This is a genomic window from Chelatococcus caeni (genome assembly GCF_014196925.1).
GTDB classification, from domain to species: Bacteria; Pseudomonadota; Alphaproteobacteria; order Rhizobiales; family Beijerinckiaceae; genus Chelatococcus_A; species Chelatococcus_A caeni.
Map to the genome: position 1 here is coordinate 1,591,573 of NZ_JACIEN010000001.1, position 20,434 is coordinate 1,612,006.

At 70.1% G+C, this 20,434-nt stretch carries 16 protein-coding genes; 7 read left to right on the forward strand and 9 right to left on the reverse strand.

Annotated features, from left to right (window positions below; genetic code table 11):
* Positions 1-181 precede the first annotated feature (181 nt).
* Positions 182-1,561, forward strand: coding sequence for a UDP-glucose dehydrogenase family protein (locus tag GGR16_RS07540; RefSeq protein ID WP_183316156.1), 1,380 nt, complete (start codon positions 182-184; stop codon positions 1,559-1,561).
* 13 nt (positions 1,562-1,574) lie between these two features.
* Here the strand turns inward: GGR16_RS07540 and GGR16_RS07545 are convergent, their stop codons facing one another.
* A complete protein-coding gene (locus GGR16_RS07545) occupies positions 1,575-2,711 on the reverse strand; it encodes a DUF3182 family protein (RefSeq protein ID WP_183316157.1) in 1,137 nt (378 codons plus the stop codon).
* Between the two features lie 131 nt (positions 2,712-2,842).
* Here GGR16_RS07545 and GGR16_RS07550 point away from each other — a divergent pair, with 131 nt between their 5' ends.
* On the forward strand, positions 2,843-3,853 hold the full coding sequence (locus GGR16_RS07550; protein ID WP_183316158.1) for an MDR/zinc-dependent alcohol dehydrogenase-like family protein: 1,011 nt from the start codon (positions 2,843-2,845) through the stop codon (positions 3,851-3,853).
* Positions 3,853-4,887, forward strand: a complete 1,035-nt coding sequence (locus tag GGR16_RS07555) for a Gfo/Idh/MocA family protein (RefSeq protein ID WP_183316159.1) — start codon at positions 3,853-3,855, stop codon at positions 4,885-4,887. The genes GGR16_RS07550 and GGR16_RS07555 overlap by 1 nt, the downstream gene beginning before the upstream one ends.
* A gap of 15 nt (positions 4,888-4,902) precedes the next feature.
* Here GGR16_RS07555 and GGR16_RS07560 read toward each other — a convergent pair whose 3' ends face one another.
* On the reverse strand, positions 4,903-6,252 hold the full coding sequence (locus GGR16_RS07560) for an NAD(P)/FAD-dependent oxidoreductase (RefSeq protein ID WP_183316160.1): 1,350 nt from the start codon (positions 6,250-6,252) through the stop codon (positions 4,903-4,905).
* A gap of 268 nt (positions 6,253-6,520) precedes the next feature.
* Between GGR16_RS07560 and GGR16_RS07565 the strand changes: the two genes are divergently transcribed.
* Entirely contained in the window at positions 6,521-8,281 is a 1,761-nt protein-coding gene (locus GGR16_RS07565) for a thiamine pyrophosphate-dependent enzyme (protein ID WP_053193961.1), read from the forward strand.
* A gap of 21 nt (positions 8,282-8,302) precedes the next feature.
* On the opposite strand, the gene GGR16_RS07570 is transcribed toward GGR16_RS07565, so the two are convergent.
* The 4 genes from GGR16_RS07570 to ssb form a co-directional block, all read right to left on the reverse strand.
* A complete protein-coding gene (locus GGR16_RS07570) occupies positions 8,303-9,313 on the reverse strand; it encodes a zinc-binding alcohol dehydrogenase family protein (protein ID WP_183316161.1) in 1,011 nt (336 codons plus the stop codon).
* 76 nt (positions 9,314-9,389) lie between these two features.
* Positions 9,390-10,784: a globin-coupled sensor protein gene (locus GGR16_RS07575; protein WP_183316162.1), complete on the reverse strand. Its 1,395-nt coding sequence runs from the start codon at positions 10,782-10,784 to the stop codon at positions 9,390-9,392.
* Positions 10,785-10,941: 157 nt separating this feature from the next.
* On the reverse strand, positions 10,942-12,069 hold the full coding sequence (locus tag GGR16_RS07580) for a M20 family metallopeptidase (protein ID WP_019401902.1): 1,128 nt from the start codon (positions 12,067-12,069) through the stop codon (positions 10,942-10,944).
* A gap of 84 nt (positions 12,070-12,153) precedes the next feature.
* Positions 12,154-12,657, reverse strand: a complete 504-nt coding sequence (gene ssb, locus GGR16_RS07585; RefSeq protein ID WP_019401901.1) for a single-stranded DNA-binding protein — start codon at positions 12,655-12,657, stop codon at positions 12,154-12,156.
* Between the two features lie 415 nt (positions 12,658-13,072).
* Between ssb and uvrA the strand changes: the two genes are divergently transcribed.
* From uvrA to trmFO, 3 genes are all read left to right on the forward strand, one after another.
* Positions 13,073-15,997, forward strand: coding sequence for an excinuclease ABC subunit UvrA (uvrA, locus tag GGR16_RS07590; RefSeq protein WP_183316163.1), 2,925 nt, complete (start codon positions 13,073-13,075; stop codon positions 15,995-15,997).
* A 211-nt stretch (positions 15,998-16,208) separates the two neighbouring features.
* Entirely contained in the window at positions 16,209-16,364 is a 156-nt protein-coding gene (locus GGR16_RS07595; RefSeq protein WP_019401899.1) for a DUF1127 domain-containing protein, read from the forward strand.
* Between the two features lie 345 nt (positions 16,365-16,709).
* Complete coding sequence (gene trmFO / locus GGR16_RS07600; RefSeq protein ID WP_019401898.1) at positions 16,710-18,125, forward strand: methylenetetrahydrofolate--tRNA-(uracil(54)-C(5))-methyltransferase (FADH(2)-oxidizing) TrmFO; 1,416 nt, start codon at positions 16,710-16,712, stop codon at positions 18,123-18,125.
* Between the two features lie 64 nt (positions 18,126-18,189).
* Here trmFO and GGR16_RS07605 read toward each other — a convergent pair whose 3' ends face one another.
* Genes GGR16_RS07605 through secF form a run of 3 tightly spaced genes read right to left on the reverse strand, consistent with a single transcriptional unit; the run spans position 18,190 to position 20,431 of the window.
* Complete coding sequence (locus GGR16_RS07605; protein WP_019401897.1) at positions 18,190-19,050, reverse strand: phytoene/squalene synthase family protein; 861 nt, start codon at positions 19,048-19,050, stop codon at positions 18,190-18,192.
* Positions 19,051-19,080: 30 nt separating this feature from the next.
* A complete protein-coding gene (locus GGR16_RS07610) occupies positions 19,081-19,464 on the reverse strand; it encodes an Mth938-like domain-containing protein (protein ID WP_019401896.1) in 384 nt (127 codons plus the stop codon).
* A 16-nt stretch (positions 19,465-19,480) separates the two neighbouring features.
* A complete protein-coding gene (secF, locus tag GGR16_RS07615) occupies positions 19,481-20,431 on the reverse strand; it encodes a protein translocase subunit SecF (RefSeq protein WP_019401895.1) in 951 nt (316 codons plus the stop codon).
* Positions 20,432-20,434: the final 3 nt, after the last annotated feature.

The window sequence follows — 20,434 nt, forward strand, 5'->3', positions numbered from 1 at the left end:
GGCCGGACCGGCCGGTCCGAACCTGCTCGCAGCGATACAACGCGCCGGTGCGCCTTTGGTTCACATCGCCCTCGGGCGGGCCGTCTCCACCCGGCCCGGCAGCAGCGGCAACTCACGCGATCGGGAACAACAACAAACCACCTCAGGTTAGGGCGGCGTTTCCCGAGACGAGGAGATCCGCATGCGCATCGCAGTCATCGGCGCCGGTTACGTGGGCCTGACCACAGGCAGCTGCCTCGCCGCCCTCGGCCATCGGGTGCGATGTCACGACATCGACGGCGGGCGCCTCGCACGGCTGGCCCGTCTCGACCTGCCGCTCTACGAGCCCGGCCTCGAGGACCTGGTGCGCCGCGGCATGGCAGACGGCAGCCTGCAATTCTGCCTGGGGCTCGAGGACGCGCTGGAAGCGGCCGAGGCCGTCTTCCTCGCCGTCGGCACGCCGGCCCTGCCGGACGGCGAGATCGACCTCAGCCAGATCATCGCCTCGGCGCGCGCCATCGCCCCGCGCCTCGCGCGCAACGCCATCGTGATCGTGAAATCGACGGTCGTCCCGGGCACCTGCCGCCAGCTCGCCGACCTCATCGCCCGCGAGCGCGGCGCCCTCGACATTCGCGTCGCCTCGAACCCGGAATTCCTGCGCGAGGGCGCCGCGGTCGGGGATTTCATGGAACCCGACCGCATCGTCATCGGCGCCGACGACGTGCAGGCGGCGAAGGTGCTGGAAGAGATCTACGCCCCCCTCGCGCGCAGGAAGGTGCCCGTCCTGTCGACGAGCTGCGACAACGCCGAACTCGTCAAATATGCCGCCAATGCCTTTCTCGCCCTCAAGATCGGCTTCATCAACGACATCGCCGAACTGTGCGAGCGGATCGGCGGCGACGTCGCCCGGGTGGCCGAGGGCATCGGCCTCGACCGACGCATCGGCCCGAGCTGCCTGACACCCGGCCCCGGGTTCGGCGGCTCCTGCTTCCCCAAGGACACGCGCGCCTTTGCCGCCGTCAGCCGCCGCGCGGGCGCACCCCAGGCGCTGATCGAGACCCTCATCCGCCGCAACGAGGAGCGCAAGGCGCATCTCGGGCGCCGCATTCTCAACGAGGCCGCCCTCGCGAGCGGCGACACGGTGGCCGTGCTCGGCCTCGCCTTCAAGGCCGGCACCGACGACATCCGCGAGGCGGCGGCGCTGACCATCATCCCCATGCTGCAGAAGGCTGGGATCGCGGTGCGCGCCCACGATCCGATGGCGATGGCGCTCGCGCGGCGGCATCTCGCCGACGTGCGATGGTGCGCGACGCCCTATGAGGCGGCGGAGAAGGCCGATGCCCTCGTGATCCTGACGGAGTGGGACGACTACCGCGGCCTCGACCTGGCGCGCATTGCCGACCGGATGGCCGGCCGGATGCTGTTCGACTACCGCAATCTCCTCCCGCCCGAGGCGGTGACGGCGGCGGGCCTGCGCTGCATCGGGCTCGGCCGGCCTGCCGCGCCGCGCGCTGCCGAAGAGGCGCCGAGCGCCCCCTCGGCGCAATGGCGCGGCAAGGTCGCCGCCCGCAGCCGCCTGTGACCCATGGGGGCCGTCACCGGCTGTGGCGGCCCCGGTCATCAGCGCGGATGACATCGTCGACGACCGTGTATTTCACCAGCCGGCCGAGTTCGGGATCATCGCCGCAATAATGCACGACGGCTCCGTCCGGCACGCGGGCATCGCCGTAGCGCTCGACCGTCCGCGCCCGCACGGCGGTGATGCGCGGATCGCTCCTGAACAGGGCAAGAGCCGCGATCTCGGCACCCGTCGCGCCGCCGACGCGCCACGACTGCTCGAGGACGGCGAGACGCTCGCCGCCGCCGGCCGCGGTGCCGAAGGCGATGTCGTAGTTGCGCCGCGAGGCGAAGAAACCCGCGAAATTGGCATCCGCGGCCCGGTCGAAGACACGGGCCGCAGCGACGCAGCGCCGGGCCCTCTCGTCGAGCGGATGGTCCAGGAGGGCTTCCATGCCGCCGCGGACGAGATACAGCGCCGAGCCGCCGTAGACCTTCTCCCCCGCATTGTCATCGGTCAGGCTCTGGATGCCGTAATACGCGGCCCTGAGGCCGGCTGCCCGCACCTCGCCGACGCTGGCGGTGCCGACGTCCGACAGGTTCTCCTCGAGCACCAGGCCCTGCCGCACGTCATTGTGGGCGAGCACGGCGGCGAGCGCCTCGTCGAGTTCGTCCTTGGAGCGGACGACGACCTGGCCACGCGCCCCCTCCGCCAGTACCGGCTTGAGGCGCAGGGCGCCCCGGGAGAGAAGGCGACGGGCCGCCTGTGCCGCATCCGAGGCATCGAAGACGGTCAGGCCATCGAGCACCACCTCCTCCACCTCGCGCGCGAAAGCGGGCAGCCAGGAGGGTGGCGCTACGGCCCCTCGCGAGACGAGCGGATGCACGATCGCCTTCGTCGCCATGAACGGCTCGGCGACCCAGCCGCCGAACAGGTCGTCCTCACACCCGACGGCGTGTCGCGCGGCCTCGTCGTGCCCGCACAAGGTGCGACGCGGGAAATGATAGAGGCTGGTCCTGCCCGTGCACTCCTCCACGGCGCCCGCATAATCGAGGTCGAGCGTCGCCGCGAGCGCCCGCGCAAGCGACACATGGCCGATCTCGGAGTGATCCCGTCCGCCGCGGCAGTCGTGGGTCACGAGGGCGGTCCGTGCGGAGCCAATGTCGGTCACCATGCGCATCTCCGGGCCAGCGATCCGAGAAGGCAACCGGGCCGTCACGCGCTTTGTTCCCGCGGGGCAGCGGAACAGATGCCGCCGTCGGTTGTTCTACCGGCCCGGATACCACCCTGCCCCGAGAGCCCCGGATGACCGCAGCGCTGAAAGCCTCGCCCGCCCCCGTCGTACTCACCCGCCCCGCGGCCATGAGGGCCGCCATCGTCACCGGTCCCGGCACCTGCGCCATCCGGGAGGTCCCCCTCCCCGAGCCGGGCCCGGGACAGGTGCGCGTGCGCAACAGCGGCTGCGGCGTCTGCGCGTCCAACCTGACGCCATGGGCCGGCCCGGACTGGATGCAGTTCCCGACCCTGCCCGGCGGCCTCGGCCACGAGGGCTGGGGCATCGTCGACGCGCTCGGGCCGGATGTGACTGATCTCGAACCCGGCCAGCCGGTGGCGACCTTGTTCCACAACAGCTATGCCGAATACGACGTCGGTGACGCCGCGGCGGTGCTGCCTCTGCCGGAGGGCTTCGAGGAGCGCGTCTTTCCGGGCGAGCCGCTCGGCTGCGCCATGAACATCTTCCGCCGATCCGACATCGCCGCGGGCCAGACGGTCGCCATCGTCGGGGCCGGCTTCCTCGGCGCTCTCCTGACGCGGCTCGCCTCCCAGGCCGGCGCCCGCGTGGTCGCCGTGTCGCGCCGGCCCTTCGCCCTCGACGTGGCGCGCCGCATGGGCGCCGCCGAATGCATCGCCCTCGACGATCGCCACGCCGTGCTCGACCGGGTGCGGGAGCTGACCGGCGGCACGCTGTGCGAGCGGGTGATCGAGGCGACCGGCAAGCAGGAGCCGCTCACCCTCGCCGGCGAGCTCACGGGCGAGCGCGGGCGGCTCGTCATTGCCGGTTATCACCAGGACGGCCCGCGCCAGATCGACATGCAGCTGTGGAACTGGCGCGGCCTCGACGTGATCAATGCCCACGAACGCGACCCGCAGGCCTATCTCAGCGGCATGCGCGAAGGCCTCGCCGCCGTGCTCGACGGGACCATCGACCTCGAGACCCTCGTCACCCACAGCTATCGGCTGGAAGATCTCGGGCAGGCGCTCGACGACACGCGCGACCGGCCCGACGGGTTCCTCAAGGCCGTGGTGAGGATGTGATGGAAGCGCCCGTGCGCGATGCCCCCTCCGCCGCCCTGGGCCGCCCCCGCCTCGGCTTTCTCGGCGTGGGCTGGATCGGCTGCCACCGCATGCAGGTGCTGCACGATGCCGGTGTCGCGGAGGTCGCGCTCGTCGCCGACGCCTCCGCCGAGGTGGCGCAGAAGGCGGCCGCCCTGGTGCCGGGCGCGTCGGTCGCTCCCGATGTCGAGCACCTCCTCGACAGCGGCATCGACGGCCTCGTCATCGCGACGCCGAGCGCCCTGCATGCCGAACAGTCGCTGCGCGCGCTCGAACGCGGCATCGCCGTCTTCTGCCAGAAACCGCTCGGCCGCAATGCCGCCGAGGTGCGCGCCGTCGTCGCGGCGGCGCGGCGGGCGGGCAAGCCGCTCGGCGTCGACCTCTCCTATCGGGAAACCGAGGCCATGCGCCTCATCCGGGATCTCGTCGCGGGCGGGGCGCTCGGCGCCGTCTACGACGTCGACCTCGTGTTCCACAATGCCTACGGCCCGGACAAGGCCTGGTTCTACGACCCGGCCCTGTCCGGCGGCGGCTGCGTCATGGACCTCGGCGTGCATCTGGTCGACCTCGCCCTCTGGGTGCTCGGCTGGCCGCAGGTCACGGAGGTGAGCAGCCGTCTCTTCTCCGCGGGACGGCGGATCGACGGCGCCTTTTCCGGCGTCGAGGACTTCGCGAGCGCGACGATCGACCTCGCGGGCGGCGCCACCGTCCGCCTCGCCTGCTCCTGGCGGCTGCACGCCGGCCAGGAGGCCGTCATCTCGGCGGCCTTTCACGGCACTGAGGGCGGCGCGACGCTGCGCAATGTCGACGGCTCGTTCTACGATTTCGTGGCCGAGCGCACCCGTGGCACCGCGCGCGAACGCCTGTGCGCTCCGCCCGATGCCTGGGGCGGGCGGCCGCTCGTCGCCTGGGCCGAGCGTCTGGCGGCGGGGACCGGCTTCGATGCCGAGGCCGATCATCACATCGTCGTCGCCGAAACCCTCGACAGGATCTACGGCCGGCCGGTGCTCGGCTGACCCGCGATCGGGCCATCAACCGGCTGCGCCGCGCTCGCGGTCGTTGGCGGCATCGCGCGCCGGCGGCGGCTGCCGCGTGTCGTCGCGGAAGGTGATGAGCCGCGCGCCGCGTTCGTAGGTGATGTAGCGCCACAGCCAATGGAACGACACCAGCAGGCGGTGCTGGAAGCCGACGAGCAGGTAGACGTGGATGGCGGCCCAGGCGAGCCAGGCGAACCAGCCGCTCATCTTGAGGCGCCCGCGCTCGAAGACGCCGGCGTGGCGGCCGACGATGGCGGTGTTGCCGCGGCTGCGGTAGACGAACGGCTGCAAGGCCTTGCCGTCCTTGATCATTGCGGCGAGGCCGCGCCCGAGATGCAGGCCCTGCTGGCGGGCCACCTGGGCGAGACCCGGCAGCGGCTGCCCGTCGGCGTCGAGGCAACGGGCGACGTCGCCCAGCGCGAAGACGCCGGGGCTGCCCGTCACCTCGAGCGTCGGCTCGACGAAGACGCGCCCGGACTTGTCCGTGCGCCCGCCCGCCTCGGCACCGAGCGGCGAGGCCCCGACGCCCGCCGCCCAGACGACGAGCCCGACCGGCAGGCGCTCGCCCGCGATGCCGAGCTCGCCCGGCCCGATATGGTCCACCATGCTGCCGGTGCGCACCTCGACGCCGAGCCGCTCCAGCCGCTCGCGCGCGAAACGCGCCGCCTTGTCGGAGAAACCCGCCAGCAGGCGCGGCAGCCCCTCGACCAGCATGATCCGCGTGTTCTGCGGCCGGATGCTGCGGAAGTCGCGGGCCAGGGTGAAGCGGCTCAATTCGGCGATGGAGCCGGCGAGCTCGACGCCCGTCGGCCCGCCGCCGATGATCGCGATGGTCATCAGCCGGCTGCGCTCGAGCGGATCGTCCACGCGTTCGGCATGCTCGAAGGTGAGGAGCAGGCGTGAGCGCAGCTGCCGCGCATCCTCGATCGTCTTGAGGCCGGGGGCGAGCCGCGACCATTCGCCATGGCCGAAATAGGACGTGCGCGATCCCGAGGCGAGCACGAGGAAGCGGTAGCCCAGCCGGCGGCCGGTGGCGAGGGTGATCTCGCGCGCCTGCGGGTCGATAGCCATGACCTCGTCGAGGAGGACCTCGACCGACGGGTAGCGCCGCAGGATCCTGCGGATCGGCTCGGCGATCTCGGCGGCGGACAGCGCCGCTGTCGCCACCTGGTAGAGCAGCGGCTGGAAGAGGTGGTGATTCTGCCGGTCGACGAGGACGACGGGGATGCCGGCCCGGCCCAGTTCCTTCGCCACTTCGAGGCCGGCAAAGCCCGCCCCGACGACGACCACGGGGGTGGCGCTGCCGGCACGTTCTTCCCCTTTTCGCCCGGCATTGCCGTGCATTGGTTTCCCCCTCCTTCGCGCAATTGGCCGCCACCCGGGCGGGCGGCGTATCCAGGGCGAACCGTGCGTCGTCCCGATTGTTCCTCGCTGCAGCTTGCCCCATCCGCCGGGCCGAAGCTCCCCCCGTCCCGCGGCGTCCTGCCGCCCGTCGGAACAGTTCGATCCCTGACGAGTTCCGGTCGCGACCGCCGACCGTTGCCGATTGTGCCAGCCGCCAGGGGCAGCGGCTGCCCAGGACCCGCGAACAACCGCAACAGGGGGATCCGCCATGACCACAGCCGCCGACCTTCTCGTCGACACGCTCATCGAATGGCAGGTGGACGTCGTATTCGGCCTGCCCGGGGACGGCATCAACGGCATCATGGAGGCCCTGCGCACGCGGCAGGACAGGATCCGCTTCATCCAGGTGCGCCATGAGCAGTCCGCCGCCTTCATGGCCTGCGCCTATGCCAAATGGACGGGCCGGCTCGGCGTGTGCCTCGCCACCTCCGGCCCCGGCGGCGCCAACCTGCTCACCGGGCTCTACGATGCCAAGCTCGACCAGGCGCCGGTGCTCGCCATCACCGGCATGCAGTTCCACGACCTGATCGAGACCTTCACGCAGCAGGACGTCGACCTCACCCGCGTCTTCAACGACGTCGCGGTCTTCAACGCCCAGGTGAACGACGCAGCCCATATGGAGAACCTCGCGAGCCTCGCCTGCCGCTCCGCGCTCAGCCAGCGCGGCGTCGCCCACCTCTCCATCGCCAATGACGTCCAGGAGCAGAGCCTCGGCGAGGCCGAGCGCTCGAAGCGCAACGCGCCCGGCCACGTGCCGAACCGCTGGTTCGAAGGCCGCCGCCTGCCGACCGAGAGCGATCTCGACAAGGCCGCTTCCCTGCTCAACAAGGCCTCGCGCGTCATGATCCTCGCCGGCCGCGGCGCACTCGGCGCCCGCGCGGAGCTGGAAGAGACCGCCGACCTCCTCGCCGCGCCTGTCGCCAAGGCCCTGCTCGGCAAGGCGGCCCTGCCCGACGACCATCCCCACAGCACCGGCGGCATCGGCATGCTGGGCACCCTGCCCTCGCAGGAGGCCATGGAGCGCTGCGACGCCCTCCTGATCGTCGGCTCGACCTTCCCCTATATCGAATATTACCCGAAGCCCGGGCAGGCGCGCGGCGTGCAGATCGACCGCGACGGCCAGCGGATCGGCCTGCGCTATCCGGTGGAGGCCGGCCTCGTCGGCGAAGCCGCCGAGACGCTGCGCCTGCTCAACGACCGGCTCGCCCGCAAGAGCGACCGCGGCTTCCTCGAGGAAGCGCAGGCCGGGATGGCGCGCTGGCGCGAGATGATGGCGACGTCCGAGACGAAGGCGGACGTGCCCCTGAAGCCGCAGGTCGTCGCCCGCGCCTTCGGGCTGCGCCTGCCGGACGATGCGGTGCTCGTCACCGATTCCGGCCAGAACACGGAACTCGCGGCCCGCCATGTCGACCTGCGCGACGGCCAGGCCTTCGGCGTCTCGGGCGCGCTCGCCTCCATGGCCTGCGGCCTGCCCTATGCCATCGCGGCCGGCATCGCCTTTCCGGGCCGGCCGATCTTCGCCATCGTCGGGGACGGCGGCCTCGCCATGCAGCTCGGCGAATTCTCGACCGCCGTGCGCTATCGGCTGCCGCTGAAGGTGCTGGTGATCAAGAACAACATGCTGAACCAGATCGCCTGGGAACAGATGATGTTCCTCGGCAACCCGCAGTTCGGCTGCGAGCTGCAGCCCATCGACTTCGCCATGGCGGCGGAGGCGATGGGCGGCATCGGCCATGCGGTCACCCGCCCGGAACAGGTCGACGACGTGCTCGACCGCGCCTTCGCGACGGAGGGACCGGTCCTCATCGAGGCGACCGTCGACGCGGCCGAGCCGATGATGCCGCCCAAGATGCCGCCCGACTATGCGGAGAACTTCCGCAAGGCGCTGCCGCAGACCCCGGGCCACGAGCAGATCGAGGCCGCGATCGCGGAAGAGCCGGCGAAGACCATGATCGAGGCGGGGCAATAGGCGCCCGGCCTTACGGGCGCGTCAGATCTCGATGAGCCCCTTGATGACGCCGGCCTCCGGCTTCGACCAGGCCGGCACCAGCTGCGGCGCCTCGTCGAGGCTGCCCCGGTGGCTCGCGAGGGCGCGGGTCGGCACCTTGCCCGCGCGCATGGTCGCAAGCACCGTCTCGAAATCCTCCCGCGTCGCATTGCGGCTGCCGAGCAGCGTCGTCTCGCGCTTGTGGAACGCGGGATCGTTGAAGGTGATGTCGGCATTGACGATGGAGAGCAGCACATAGCTGCCTCCGTGGCCGACGAGGGAAAAGCCCTTCATCATCGCCGCGGGGCTGCCGGTCGCGTCGAAGACGACGTCGAAGAACTCGCCGTCCGTCGCGGCATCGAGATGCTGGTCGAGATCCGCCGACACCTCGTAGACGCTGTCGACGCCGATCTCGTCGGCACAGAAGGCGAGCCGCCGGGCATTCATGTCGATCACCGACACCTCGGCGCCGCGCGCCTTGGCGAAGATCGCCGCCGCGATGCCGATGGGGCCGGCGCCGACCACGGCCACGCGGCTCTGCGCACCGGCGCCGGAGCGGCGCACCCCATGGGCGCCGATGGCGAGGAACTCGACCATCGCCGCCTCGTCGAGCCCGAGCCCGCCGGCCGGGACGACGTTGCGCACGGGCACGGCGATATGGTCGCAGGCGCCGCCGTCGCGGTGCACGCCGAGCACCTCGAGCCGCTGGCAGCAATTGGTGCGCCCGAGGCGGCAGGCCCGGCACGCGCCGCAATAGAGATAGGGTTCGATGGCGACGATCTCGCCGGCTCGGAGCCCGCTGCCCGCCGGCGCCGTCACGATCTCGCCGGCGAGCTCGTGGCCGATCACGCGCGGATAGCTGAAATAGGGCTGGTTGCCGTGAAAGATATGATAGTCCGTGCCGCAGATGCCGACCCGGCGGATGCGCACCAGCGCCTCGCCCTCGCCGGCAACCGGCTCGTCCCGCTCGATGATGCTGAGCTTTCCCGGCTCGTCACAACGCAACGCTCTCATCGGCGCCTCCTCCCTGTCCGGCGTCGATAACGCAGCATGGCGCCGCGGTCGAGGCCCCGTTGGTGCGCATGATCGCTCAGGCGGCCCGCAGCTGCGACAGGAGACGGGCAGCCTCTCCCCTGAAGCCGTCCGCACGGGCGAGAAGCGCGCGCGAGGCCTCGGCGACCTCCTGCGCCAGGCGCCCGGCCGTCGCGGCATCGGCCACCAGCTGTGACAGCTCGCCCTTCGCCCGGTGCACGCCTTCGCTGGCGCGGCCCGTGTGGGTGCCGATCTCAGCCGCGCCGGCGCTCTGCTGCTCGACGGCGGAGAAGATCGAGGCGGAGGCCGTGTTGACCCCGTCGATGCTGGCGCTCACCGCCCCGATGTCGTCCACAGCGCGACCGACGACGGCCTGGATATCGCGGATATGGCCGGCGATATCGTCCGTCGCGCGCGCCGTCTGCTGGGCGAGCTGCTTGACCTCGGCCGCGACGACGGCGAAGCCGCGCCCCGCTTCGCCCGCCCGGGCCGCCTCGATGGTGGCGTTGAGCGCGAGCAGGTTGGTCTGCTTGGCCACGGCCTCGATGACGCCGAGGATCTCGCCGATGCGCCGGGCGGCCTCCGACAGGGCGCCGACGGTCTCGCGCGTGCGCCCGGCCTGCCCGCTCGCCTCGCTGGCCGATTGGGCGGCCTCGCCCGCGCGCCGCGTCACCTCCGCGATCGCCTGCCGCAGGGTATCGGCCGCCTCGCTGACCGCGGAAGCACCCGCGCCGGCGTCCTCGACCACGGCCGCCGCCTGGTGCGAGCGCTGGCTCGTCTGCCCGGCCGCGGCAACGAGCCTCTCGGCCGCCGCCGCCACATCCTGCGAGGCCGCGGCGACGGCCTCGGCCAGGCCTGAAGCCATACGTTCGAATTCTGCCGCAAGTGTCTCGCGTTGCGCCGTTTCCGCGCTTTTCCGGCGCGCATCCATGGCGGCCGTGCACTGGTCGAGATCGAACATCGCGGCCTTGATCAGCGCGTCGAGCGCCAGGTCGAGATTGGCGCCGAGGCTGTTGTGCCCCCAGACGTGGCGCGAGCGCAGGATGGCCCGGGTGACGGTGCGCGTCAGGGCGCTCGTCGTGCGGGCGTAGCCGGCAAGGCAGAGGCGCGAGCACAGGCCGAGGCTCGCGTACATCTCCGCCACCGCCCCGACCGACTGGCGATAGCCCTCGTCGAAGCGTGCATCGCAAACGCGCAGCCAATGGGCGAGCAGGACGGTGCGGATGTTGCGGCGCACTTCCTTGCGCGTGAAGAGCTCACCCGCCACGCCGTTGGAGCCGAGGTGGTCGACGAGCTCATCGAGGATGGCCGGCAGTTCCTCCGCCACCACGGGCTTCAGCTGCCGCAGCCGCTCCCGGTCCTTGCGGTCGAAACCGACGAAGGCAAGCTCGTCTTCCAGCAGCTGGCGGGCGGCCTGCCCGGCCGTGCGCTTCAATGCCCGTTCCGCGTCCATTCTCAGACGTCTCGTCCCAAGCTTTTGCCGGCGCGCCGAACCGCCTCCGGCAGGCACGCCACAAGAGCCCGCCGGCCGGACGCCGACGGGAGTGAAGCCGCATCACGAACGAAACTGCAGCGCGAAGCTTGCCCGAAGCCTGCCGGGGGCCTCGCCTTCAGGCCAGCGTCTCGAACAGGCGCTGCATCAGCTGCCCGCGTGGCGCGAGCGACGAGATGAGGCCGTATTCGTTGAGCGTATGCGCCCCCTCGCCGTCGATGCCGAGGCCGTCGAGGGTCGGCACGCCGAGCGCCGCCGTGAAATTGCCGTCGCTGCCGCCGCCGGTCATGGGCGAATCGGCGAGCTCGAAACCGATGTCGGCGGCGAGATGCTGCGCATGGGCGAGCAGCCGGCCGATCTCGTCGGTCTTCACATAGGCCGGGCGGTTCATGCCGCCCGTGATCGTCAGCTTCACGTCCGGATCGTAGGGCTTGAGGGCGAGGATCTTCTCGCTCGCCGACACCCCGTCCGCATCCTCGATCACCCTGAGGTCGACGGAGAAATAGGTGAAGTGCGGAATGACGTTGGCCGCCGTGCCGCCGGAGACGAGGCCGACCGTGGTGGTGATGCCGCGCCCGTAGTCGGTCATCGCCTCGATGTCGAGGATCTGCCGCGCCGCCTCGCGGATGGCGCTGCGGCCGAGCTGGTGGCTGGTGCCGGAATGGGCCGGCCGCCCCTCGATGCGCACGTCGAAGCGCCCCACCCCCTTGCGGGCGGTGACGATCTTGCCGCCGTCGCGCGCCGGCTCCGTCACCAGCGCGTAGGAGGCCCGGCGGCCCTCGTGCTCGATGATCTCGCGCGTCGTCGGGCTGCCGATCTCCTCGTCCGGCGTGAACAGGAAGGTGATCGGCAGCAGCGCCGATCCCGCGGCCGCCACGCGCTTGAAGGCCTCGAGGGCGAGATAGGCGCCGCCCTTCATGTCGTAGATGCCGGGCCCGTAGAGCTTGTCCTCGTCGCGCCGCAGCGGCAGCGGCCCGTCGATCGTGCCCATGGGATGCACGGTGTCGACATGCGACATGACGAGGATGCCCTTGGCATCCGTGCGCGGGCCGGCGCGCATGACGAGCGTGTCGCCGAGCCCGTGCTTGCCGGGCAGCCGCTCGACCGCGATCGGCAGCCCCTGCGCCTCCGCGGCGACGAGGTCGATCATGCGGTTGACGGCCGCCGCGTCGCGGGTCGGACTTTCCTCCAGCACCCAGCGCGACAGGCCCGCTACCATCGCATCCGTATCGTACTCGCTCGTCATCGCGGCCGGTCCTTCGTCCCTTACGCAGTTCGGGCGACGTCGGCGGATGCCTCCGTCGCCCGAACATCGGCGAAACTCTTGCTATCAGAACGGGATATCGTCGTCGAGATCACCGGAATAGCCGCCTGTGCTGCCCGAGGCGGCGGGCTTGCGCTCCATCGGCGAGGCACGGCCGAAATCCGAGCCGCGCGAGCCGCCGAAGCCGCCGCCCTCGTCACCCATCTCGCCGCCGCCGCCGCGGCTGTCGAGAATGGTCAGCTCGCCGCGGAACGGGCGCAGCACGACCTCGGTGAAATAGCGCTCGCCGCCCGAGGCATCGGTCGCCTTGCGGGTCTCGAGCTGGCCCTCGATATAGACCTTCGAGCCCTTCTTGAGATACTGCTCGGCCACGCGCAGCAGGTTCTCGTTGAAGATGACGACCGAGTGCCATTCGGTCTTCTCGCGCCGCTCGCCGCTCGCCTTGTCGCGCCAGGTCTCCGAGGTCGCGATGCGCAGGTTGCAGACGCGGCCGCCGTTCTGGAACGTGCGCACTTCCGGGTCGCGTCCCAGATTGCCGATGAGGATCACCTTGTTGACGCTGCCCGCCATACCTCCACCTCCGCTCGTTTCGACACCGACCTTAAACCAGAGCCGCCCCGGCGCCTGATAGCGCCGGGCGGACGGGATGGCGGCTTGTCCACAGTTGCATGTCCTATCGTTCTTGCTATGTTCTTATCGCTCCGACTCGCGATGCGCAAGCTGCCGTTTGCGACGGCGTGCCGAACGACGCGGGGAGGATGCCGGCCGCGCCTGCCGGCGGCGATCTGCTCCAGTGGGCAATCGCCGCGAGGCGCATTATATCGGGTTCGCTTGCGAGCCCGATATGCCGTTTCGGGAGGGATGCGGCCGTGCATTCCCCCTCAGGGCGGCGTTCAGGGGTTTCTCGAGAACCCGCATGTGGTGCGGTGACTGCTTTTCTTTCGCGGCGTCGAGGCTTCGGCGCGGCTCAGCCGGTTTGTGATCCATGGCTCCCATCGACGATCTCTTCGACCATGCCGCCGAGGCGGCCGCCACCCGCACCATCACCATCCGTGGTGCGCGCGAGCACAATCTCAAGAACGTCGACCTCACCATCCCGCGCGACAAGCTCGTCGTCTTCACGGGCCTGTCCGGCTCCGGCAAGTCGTCGCTCGCCTTCGATACCATCTATGCCGAGGGCCAGCGCCGCTATGTCGAGTCGCTCTCGGCCTACGCCCGTCAGTTCCTGGAGATGATGCAGAAGCCGGACGTCGACCAGATCGACGGGCTCTCCCCCGCCATCTCCATCGAGCAGAAGACCACCTCGAAGAACCCGCGCTCCACCGTCGGCACGGTCACGGAGATCTACGACTACATGCGCCTCCTGTGGGCGCGCGCCGGCGTGCCCTATTCGCCGGCCACCGGTCTGCCGATCGAGAGCCAGACGGTCAGCCAGATGGTCGACCGCGTACTCGCCCTGCCGGAGAAGAGCCGCCTCTATCTCCTCGCCCCCGTGGTGCGCGGGCGCAAGGGCGAGTACCGCAAGGAGCTCGCCGATTTCATGAAGCGCGGCTTCCAGCGCGTGAAGATCGACGGCCAGTTCTACGAGATCGCCGAGGCACCGGCGCTCGACAAGAAGCTCAAGCACGACATCGACGTGGTGGTCGACCGCCTCGTCGTGCGGCCCGACATCGCCGCGCGCCTCTCGGAATCGCTTGAGACGGCGCTCGAGCTCGCCGACGGCATCGCCGTGATGGAATTCGCCGACGAGAAGGACGACAAGGGCGAGGCGCGGCGCCTCGTCTTCTCCTCGCGCTTCGCCTGCCCGGTCTCGGGCTTCACCATCCCCGAGATCGAGCCCCGGCTCTTCTCCTTCAACAATCCCTTCGGCGCCTGCCCGGTCTGCGGCGGCCTCGGCCACGAGATGCAGATCGACCCCGACCTCGTGGTGCCGGACGGGCGGCTGACCCTGCGCGGCGGCGCCATCGCGCCCTGGGCGAAGTCCACCTCGCCCTATTACGGCCAGACCCTCGAAGCGCTGGGAAGGCACTTCGACTTCCCGGTCTCGAAGCCGTGGGACGAGCTGCCCGAGAAGGCACGCGACATCATCCTCTACGGCACCGGCACGGAGGCCGTGCGCTTCGCCTATGACGACGGGCTGCGCTCCTACGAGGTGAAGAAGCCCTTCGAGGGTGTCGTCAACAACCTGCAGCGCCGCTGGAAGGAGACGGAGAGCGACTGGGCCCGCGAGGAGATCGGCCGCTTCATGTCGGAGACGCCCTGCGGCGCCTGCGGCGGCCACCGCCTCAAGCCCGAGGCGCTGGCGGTGAAGATCGACGGCCGGCACATCGGCGAGGTGGCGCAGATGTCGGTCGCCGAGGCGCGCGGATGGTTCGAGGCCCTGCCCGACCGGCTGAGCGACAAGCAGAACGAGATCGCCGGGCGCATCCTCAAGGAGATCCGCGAGCGCCTCACCTTCCTGCTCGACGTGGGACTCGATTATCTCACCCTCTCGCGCGGCTCGGGCTCGCTGTCGGGCGGCGAGAGCCAGCGCATCCGCCTCGCCTCGCAGATCGGCTCCGGCCTCACGGGCGTGCTCTACGTGCTGGACGAGCCCTCCATCGGCCTGCACCAGCGCGACAACGAGCGCCTGCTCGGCACGCTGCGCCGCCTGCGCGACCTCGGCAATTCCGTCATCGTCGTCGAGCACGACGAGGACGCGATCCTGACGGCGGACCATGTCGTCGACGTCGGCCCCGGCGCCGGCATCCATGGCGGCGAGATCGTCGCCCAGGGCAAGCCCGAGGACATCATCACCGATCCGAATTCGCTGACCGGGCAATATCTGAGCGGGCGCCTGTCCGTGCCCGTGCCGCCAAAGCGGCGCAAGCCGCAGAAGAGCCGCATGCTCAAGCTCGCCGGCGCCCGCGGCAACAACCTCAAGAACGTCGCGGCCAACGTGCCGCTCGGCCTCTTCACCTGCGTCACGGGCGTGTCTGGCGGCGGCAAGTCGACCCTCGTCATCGACACGCTCTACAAGGCAGTGGCGCGGCGCCTCAACGGCGCCATCGAGCATCCCGCCCCCTTCGACGCGCTCGAGGGGCTGGAGCATCTCGACAAGGTCATCGACATCGACCAGTCACCCATCGGCCGCACGCCGCGCTCCAACCCGGCGACCTATACCGGCGCCTTCACGCCGATCCGCGAATGGTTCGCCGGCCTGCCGGAGGCGAAGGCCCGCGGCTACCAGCCGGGGCGCTTCTCCTTCAACGTCAAGGGCGGGCGCTGCGAGGCGTGCCAGGGCGACGGCGTCATCAAGATCGAGATGCACTTCCTGCCTGACGTCTACGTCACCTGCGACGTCTGCAAGGGCAAGCGCTACGACCGCGAGACGCTGGAGGTGAAGTACCGCGAGAAGTCCATCGCCGACGTGCTCGACATGACGGTCGAGGAGGCGAAGGAGCTGTTCAAGGCGGTGCCCGCCATCCGCGACAAGATGGAGACGCTGGCGCGCGTCGGGCTCGACTACGTGAAGGTCGGCCAGCAGGCGACGACCCTGTCGGGCGGCGAGGCCCAGCGCGTCAAGCTGTCGAAGGAATTGTCGAAGCGCGCCACCGGCCGCACGCTCTACATCCTCGACGAGCCGACGACGGGCCTGCATTTCCACGACGTCGCCAAGCTGCTCGAGGTGCTGCACGAGCTCGTCGACCAGGGCAACACCGTCGTCGTCATCGAGCACAACCTCGAGGTCATCAAGACCGCCGACTGGGTGATCGACATGGGCCCGGAGGGTGGCGACGGCGGCGGCACCATCGTGGCCGAGGGCCCGCCGGAGGCGATCTGCAAGGTTGCGGCGAGCCATACCGGCCGGTTCCTCGCCGAGGTGCTGGAGCGCCGGCCTCTTCGCAGCCGCAAACAAGCCGCCGAATAGGCTCGAATCGGCTGATTGCCCACGCAGGAAGCATAAGGGTGCCTGAATCTTGACGGGATTGCCGCGGTGTTATGCAGGCCGCGCGGGTCTGTCATACGAACTTGCCTCTCCTCAATGTGCGTTGCCGCACTTATATGCTGCATCGCAACAACTAGTGTGTGTCCAGTTCGGCGCGACGAGCAGGTTGCGACCGCAAGAATAGGAGAGCCCCATGTTCGTTTCTTACATCCTCGCCAAGATCAAGGCGTACATTCGCTACCGCGAGACCGTCCGTGAGCTGTCGCGTCTGACCGACCGTGAGCTCAACGACCTCGGCATCTCGCGCTGGGACATTCCCTTCGTCGCGAAGAAGCACGCTGCCGTCTGAGGATGAGCGCCGCGGCGGTTTCGCCCGCTGCGCCCATCTCCCGGACCGTCTGTTCGGAACGCCCGCCACAAGCGGGCGTTCGTGTTTTTGGGGCCTCGTTTCAGGGAACGGCGCGCACGGCACGCCCAGGCTCCCTCTCCCCGCCCGCGAGAGAGGGTTGGGATGAGGGGCTGACCTAGTCGAGCAAAGGCCCGAGGGCGCTTTGGCGGATCCTTTTCCCCCTCACCCTGCCCTCTCCCAGCAGCCGGGAGAGGCTTCTTCGAACAGCGTTCCATAAGCCCGCCGCCTCCCGACGGACGCCCCATCGTCCTTGACGCGGGCCTGGCCTGCGGACACATAGGCGGCATGACCAAGATCGCACCCATTCATGTCGTCGGCGGCGGCCTCGCCGGCTCGGAGGCCGCCTGGCAGATCGCCTCGCGCGGCGTGCCTGTCGTCCTGCACGAGATGCGCCCCGTGCGCATGACGCCGGCCCACAAGACCGAGGGCCTCGCCGAGCTCGTCTGCTCCAACTCCTTCCGCTCCGACGATGCCGAGAGCAACGCCGTGGGCCTCCTGCACCAGGAGATGCGGGCGCTCGGCTCCCTCATCATGGCGAAGGGCGATGCCCACCAGGTGCCGGCCGGCGGCGCGCTCGCCGTCGACCGCGACGGCTTCTCCGAGGCCGTGAGCGAGGCCCTTGCCGGGCATCCGCTCATCACCATCGCCCGCGAGGAGATCGCCGGCCTGCCGCCGGCCGATTGGGACAGCGTCATCATCGCGACCGGCCCCCTCACCTCGCCGGCGCTCGCCGAGGCGGTGCGCGCCCTCACCGGCGAAGGCGAGCTCGCCTTCTTCGACGCGATCGCGCCGATCGTCTACCGCGACAGCATCGACATGTCGGTCGCCTGGGCCCAGTCGCGCTACGACAAGGCCGGTCCCGGCGGCACCGGCGCCGACTATCTCAACTGCCCCCTGACGCGCGACGAATACGAGGCCTTCGTCGATGCGCTGCTGGCCGGCGAGAAGACCGATTTTCGCGAATGGGAGAAGGACACGCCCTATTTCGACGGCTGCCTGCCCGTCGAGGTGATGGCCGAGCGTGGCCGCGAAACCCTGCGCTACGGGCCCATGAAGCCGGTCGGCCTCACCAACCCGCACAAGCCGGACGAGCGCCCCTATGCGGTCGTGCAGCTGCGCCAGGACAATGCGCTCGGCACCCTGTTCAACATGGTCGGCTTCCAGACCAAGCTGAAATATGCCGAGCAGGCGCGCATCTTCCGCATGATCCCGGGCCTCCAGAACGCGGAATTCGCCCGCCTCGGCGGCCTGCACCGCAACACCTTCATCAATTCGCCCAGGCTGCTCGACGGCACCTTGCGCCTCAAGGCCGAGCCGCGCCTGCGCTTTGCCGGCCAGATCACTGGCTGCGAGGGCTATGTGGAAAGCGCCGCCATCGGCCTTCTCGCCGGCCGCTTCGCCGCCGCCGAGCGGCTCGGCGAGGCACTCAACCCGCCGCCGGCCACGACGGCGCTCGGCGCCCTCGTCAACCACATCACCGGCGGCCACATCGCCACCATCGACGGCGGTCCGCAGTCCTACCAGCCGATGAACATCAACTTCGGCCTCTTCCCGCCGCTCGACGCGGCGCCGAAGGGCACGGACGGCCGGCGCCTGCGCGGCAAGGACAAGGCGGTCGCGAAGAAGAAGGCGCTGACCGACCGCGCACGGACGGACCTTGCCGGCTGGCTCGACGGGCGAGACCGTCAGGCCGCCGAATAGGATCCTTCGTGGAGTTTGGAGCCGGATTCGTCGATCAGGTCGACCAGCCTGGTTGGATCCGGCTCTAGCCGAGCCGCCGCGCCAGGCGCCACAGCGCCCACTGGCGGCGCCATTGCGGCACCTCGACAAGGTCGCGGAAGGGATCGTAGGGCCGCTCCATCCGCGCGAGATACGCCCTGACCACGGCGAGCGGCAGGAAGGCGGGCCGCACGGCCGCCGGCGCCTCGCCGATGAAGGCGAGCGCCTTCCGCCGGTGATCCTCGGCGAGCGCCCGCATCTCGGCGAGAACCGGCGCGAGCCGCGCCGCCTCGTCCCGCGCCAGCGCCTCCTCGCGGGAAAGGCCGTGGCGCGCAAGGATGTCCGCCGGCAGATAGAGCTGGCCGCGCGCCGCATGCCAGGGGAAGGCGCGCAGCAGCATGGTGATGCCATAGGCGACGCCGGCATGGCCCGCCGCATCGGCCGGCCCGGCCTCGCCGCCGTCGGCGAGGATGAGCGATGCGAGGCGGAACAGCGCCGATGCGGTCTCGCCGCAATAGCCCTCGAGATCGCCGAGGCTCGGCATGGGGTCTTCGTAGAGGTCGAAGCTGCGCGCGTCGATGAGCGCGACGAGCGCCTCGACGGGCAGCCGGAAGCGGGCGATCGTCTCCCGCAGCGCCGCGGCGACCGGGTGGCCCTCGGCATCGCCCCGCGCCCGCCCTGCGAGCTCGTCGCGCCACCATTGCAGGCGCACCTCGCCGGGCATCGGGTCACTCACCACCTCCCGCACGCGGGCGATCTCGAGATTGAAGGCGTAGAGGGCGTGGAGATAGGGCCGCTTCCCGGCCGGCGCGAACAGGGTGGCGAAGAACCGGTCCGGATCGTGGCCGCGCACTTCCTCCGCGCAATGCGCGAAGGCGGCGGCGTTCGGCCCGGCGGCGTCGTTCACGGCAGACCTCTTCTCGCAGCAGCGTAGGGATCAGGCGACGGCGATGAGCGCCGCGGCGACCTTGCGCCCTTCGGCGACCAGCACGTTGTAGGTGCGCGCGGCCGCACCGGTCGGCATCACCTCGACGGCGATGCGCAATTCACGCAGATGCCAGCGCAGCGCCTCGCTCAGGGGCACGAGCTCGACCCCCGTGCCGACGATGAGCAGCTCGATGGCTTCCGCCTCGGCCCTGACGGACCCGAAATCGGCAGGAGCGAGCCCCTGCGCCGATGTCGCCTCCCAGGCCTTGACGCCGGAGGGCAGCGCCAGGATCGAGCCCTTGTGCGACATGTCGGCGAAGCGGAAGCCGCCGTTGCCGTAGGCATCGATCTGGTGCCGCCCCGGTACGAAGCCCTCGTAGCGCCGCTCGGCCATCACGCGTCCATCCCGGTCAGGGGGCCGCCTGCTGCGCGGAGGCCTGCGTCTTCTCGCCGGCCTCACCCTCGCCGCCGACCTTCGCCCCGAGATAGATGAGAACCGGTGCAGCGATGAAGATCGACGAATAGGTGCCCATGACGACACCGAAGATCATGGCGAGCGAGAAGCTCTGGATCACCGCCCCGCCGAAGATGGCGAGCGCCATGAGGGCGAGGAAGGTCGTCGTCGCCGTCATGATCGTGCGCGAGAGCGTCGAATTGATGGCGATGTCGATGATGTCGGGCAGCGACAGGCGCTTGTACTTGCGCAGCATCTCGCGGATGCGGTCGTAGACCACCACCGTGTCGTTGAGCGAATAGCCGACGATGGTCAGGATCGCCGCGATCGAGGTCATGTTGAACTCGAGCTGCGTGATCGAGAAGAAGCCAATGGTCAGCACGAGGTCGTGCAGCGTGGCGATGACCGCGCCCACGGCGAACTGCCACTCGAAGCGGAACCAGAGATAGATGAGGACGGCGAGCACGGCCACGACGACGCCGAGCGTGCCGGACTGGACGAGTTCGCCCGACACGCGCGGCCCGACGACCTCGACGCGGCGGAAATCGTAGTCGGCCTCGAAAGCGCCGCGCACGGCACCGACCACCGCCTGCTGCGCCTGTTCGCTGTCGCCCTGCAGGCCGAAGCGCATCAGCACCTCGTCCGGCCCGCCGAAGGTCTGCACCTCGACATCGCCGAAGCCGAGGCCGCTCGCCGTCTGGCGGATGGAGGCGAGATCGGCCACGCCGTTCCTCGCCTGCATCTCGATGAGCGTGCCGCCGCGGAAATCGATGCCGAAGTTCATGCCCACGGCGAAGAACAGCACGATCGTCAGGACCGACAGCACCGCCGACAGCGGAAAGCTGATCCGGCGATACTGCATGAAGCCGAACTTGGTGTCGTCCGGGATATAGCGCAGGAGACGCATGGT